The sequence below is a fragment of the Frisingicoccus sp. genome (genome assembly GCA_016298055.1).
Taxonomy (GTDB): domain Bacteria; phylum Bacillota; class Clostridia; order Lachnospirales; family Lachnospiraceae; genus Frisingicoccus.
The window spans coordinates 1-3,246 of the sequence record JAEDDO010000192.1; the positions used below are offsets into that span (position 1 = coordinate 1).

Genomic DNA, 3,246 nt, shown 5'->3' on the forward strand with positions numbered 1-3,246 from the left:
AAAACATAGCCTCTGGAAATGAGACGATTTTTCAATTCCAGATAATTTTCAATAATACCGTTATGAACAACAGCAATCGTCTCACTGGCATTCACATGGGGATGTGAATTCACATCCGACGGTTCCCCGTGAGTGGCCCATCGTGTATGGCCGATTCCCACAGTTCCGTGTATATTTTTGCCGTCATCTGTCAGCTCTCTTAAATCCTTTATCTTTCCTTTTGTTTTGACAGTATCTATATTTTCACCATTAAAAACAGAAATCCCGGCTGAATCATAACCTCTGTATTCTAATTTTGCCAGACCGTCCAAAAGAATCGGAGCCGCCTGCATATTGCCTATATATCCAACAATACCACACATTGTATCATACCTCCATAGAGTTTCTGATTATATCTCATCATTCTAACACTTTATATAAATAAAGTCCACTTCTTTATGTATAGTTCTTAGCGGCCTGCTCATATTTTTCTCTGAGCATCCACTGATTATTCAAAACTTTGACAGCCTCTGTCCGTACAGTTACAAAATGATCCAGCTTCTGCATATATTCCTCCGGTGTAATGCTGCCCTCCGCCACATAGGTGAGCCCCTTCTCCCAGCTGGCGGTCAATTCCGGATTTAGAAGAGATCTCAAAGAACTGTCCACCACATCAAACACCATCTCACCAAGCTGGGTCGGTGTGATGATTTGAGTCTTTTTATTCAGAGCCAGATAATTGATCGTCACGAGCTTTTTAAGTATCTCAGCCCGTGTCGCACTTGTACCGATGCCGCTTCCTTTGATCATCGCCCGGAGTTCTTCGTCCTCAATAAGCTGGCCGGCATTTTCCATGGCAAGAATCATACTTCCCGAATTGTAACGTTTCGGAGGCGTTGTCTCCCCCTCTTTTATATAGAATTCTTTGACAGGCAAAAACATTCCTTTTTTAAGATTTTTCAAAATCTCCATAAAATTCTGGTCAAATTTGATACTCTCCTCGCCTTCTTTCGCCTTCTCTGAAGGTTTTCCCGCCACTTTAAGATACCCTTCCGACAGCAATACTTTGAAACCGGCAAAAAATTTCTCTGTCTGTTTTGAAAGGACAAGATTGATTTTCTGATATTCCGCAGCCGGGTAAAAAATACTTAAAAATCGTTTGGCAATAACTGTATACACACTAAAGCCGGTCCGACTGACCGATTTCAGTGCTCCGAGTCCCTGACCTGTAGGAATGATCGCGTAATGATCGGTAATCTGCTTATCATTCACATACCGGCTTTTTGCGATATTTTTATAACTTCCCATATCCAGAACTTCCTGTGCAAAATCAGACACAGGCGCAAAATTTCGAAGTCCGCTTATATTTTTATAGATTTCTTTCGCCACCGCCGTTGAGAGGACACGGGCATCCGTTCTCGGATAGGTTACAAGCTTCTTCTCATATAATTCCTGAACCACCTTCAGCGTTTCATCCGGACTTAATTTAAACAGTCTGGAACATTCATTCTGAAGCTCTGCCAGGTTAAATAAAAGCGGCGGATTTTTCTTCTCTTTCTTTTTTGAAATTTCTTCAATCTTCATCTCCAGAGGCAGCACGCTTGTCATCATATGAATCAGCTTCTCTGCATCCTCTTTCTTTTTGAAGCCGTTTTCTTTATAAAGTGCAGGTGTTCCGAAATAAACAGAACCCTCGACCGCACGCCATTCCGCTTCAATCTCGCGCCCCTGCACATCCACTTTCGCCAGTACTCTGTAAAAAGGCGTCTTCACAAAAACACGAATCTCCCGTTCACGACGAACGACCATTCCCAGGACACAGGTCATAACCCGTCCTACAGATAACACCGTATTCCTTGTATGCATAAAGCTCGAAATGGACGGACCATATTTCAATGTCAGAAGTCTGGAAAAATTGATTCCCATCAGATAATCTTCTTTTGCCCGAAGATAGGCTGATGCTGCCAGATTATCGTATTCTGACAGATCTTTTGCTTCACGGATACCTCTTAAAATTTCCTCTTCTGTCTGAGAATCGATCCAGACACGTTTTTTCACCTTATTCTTCACTTCTGCCATCTGATCGACAAGACGATAAATATATTCTCCTTCGCGCCCCGAGTCGGTACAGACATAAATGGTCTCCACATCTTCACGATTTAAAAGACGGCTGACTGTATCAAACTGCTTTCTCACAGGTTCAATCACTTCATATTTAAATTCTTCAGGTATAAAAGGAAGGGTGTCCAGTGACCATCGTTTTAATGCCGGATCATAAACTTCCGGATAACTCATGGTAACAAGATGTCCAACACACCATGTCACTACCGAATCGGCGGACTCCATATACCCGTCATAGCTTTTTCCTTTAATATTCAAAACCTTTGCAAACTCTCTTGCAACACTTGGTTTTTCTGCAATATATAACGATTTCGGCATAAATGTCTTTTCCTCCATAGGATTTTACGGGAGACTTGTCCCGACGCTATAGTTCATAAGTATAACATATTTCCGGATACTCCACAATAAAGTCCTCAAAAAGCTTTTCTTTCTTGAGCTTAAGGACTTCAAATGATATACTGTGTGTAACGAAATAACAGGGAGATGATTCAATGAATCCTAAGAAAAAATTTTACGAAACAGCTGCTGAAACATTAATTAAAAATCTGGACAAACGGGGAATGGAAGCCTATTACGTTGATAATAAGGATGATGCCCTTAAGATGGCTCTGCGCTTTGTCACACCCGGATCCAGTGTTTCCTGGGGCGGCTCCATGTCCATCAATGAGATTGGTCTTATTCCTGCCTTAAAAGCATGGGACTGCACGGTTCTTGACCGGACTGTGCCGAAAACAGAAGAAGAAAAAAAGGAATTTTTCGGAAAAGTTGCTGTCTGTGATTATTACTTTATGAGTACTAATGCGATTACAATGGACGGCGAACTGGTGAATATTGACGGCACAGGCAATCGTGTGGCGTCTCTGATCTTCGGCCCATCCAATGTCGTTATCATTGCCGGCATGAATAAAGTTGCCGATAATCTCGAGTCCGCCGTAGACCGGGCACGCAACACGGCTGCACCGATGAACACGATCCGTCTTGACAGAAAAACACCATGTACTCAGGTCGGCCGGTGCATGGACTGCATGAGTCCGGATTGTATCTGCAACCAGTTTGTTGTTACCCGCCGCAGTGCCCCTGCCGGAAGAATTAAGATCATCCTTGTCGGCGAAGAACTTGGTTATTAAAATTTTTTTCAAAAAATGA

Annotated in this window: 2 protein-coding genes and 1 pseudogene; 1 reads left to right on the forward strand and 2 read right to left on the reverse strand. The window is 42.5% G+C overall.

The genetic code is table 11. From position 1 onward, the window contains the following. Both QZZ35_RS10310 and QZZ35_RS10315 read right to left on the reverse strand, forming a co-directional pair. A pseudogene (locus QZZ35_RS10310) lies at positions 1–362 on the reverse strand (glutamine--fructose-6-phosphate transaminase (isomerizing)); the annotation flags it as partial. 73 nt (positions 363–435) lie between these two features. Continuing rightward, positions 436–2,418, reverse strand: a complete 1,983-nt coding sequence (locus tag QZZ35_RS10315) for a DNA topoisomerase (RefSeq protein WP_291237323.1) — start codon at positions 2,416–2,418, stop codon at positions 436–438. Between the two features lie 173 nt (positions 2,419–2,591). Here QZZ35_RS10315 and QZZ35_RS10320 point away from each other — a divergent pair, with 173 nt between their 5' ends. Continuing rightward, on the forward strand, positions 2,592–3,227 hold the full coding sequence (locus QZZ35_RS10320; RefSeq protein ID WP_291237324.1) for a lactate utilization protein: 636 nt from the start codon (positions 2,592–2,594) through the stop codon (positions 3,225–3,227). Positions 3,228–3,246 lie beyond the last annotated feature (19 nt).

What these genes read in the sequence shown, in the direction of transcription:
- QZZ35_RS10315 (WP_291237323.1), bottom strand. Translation starts at nt 2,418, where the DNA reads ATGCCGAAATCGTTATATATTGCAGAAAAACCAAGTGTTGCAAGAGAG.
- QZZ35_RS10320 (WP_291237324.1), top strand. Translation starts at nt 2,592, where the DNA reads ATGAATCCTAAGAAAAAATTTTACGAAACAGCTGCTGAAACATTAATT.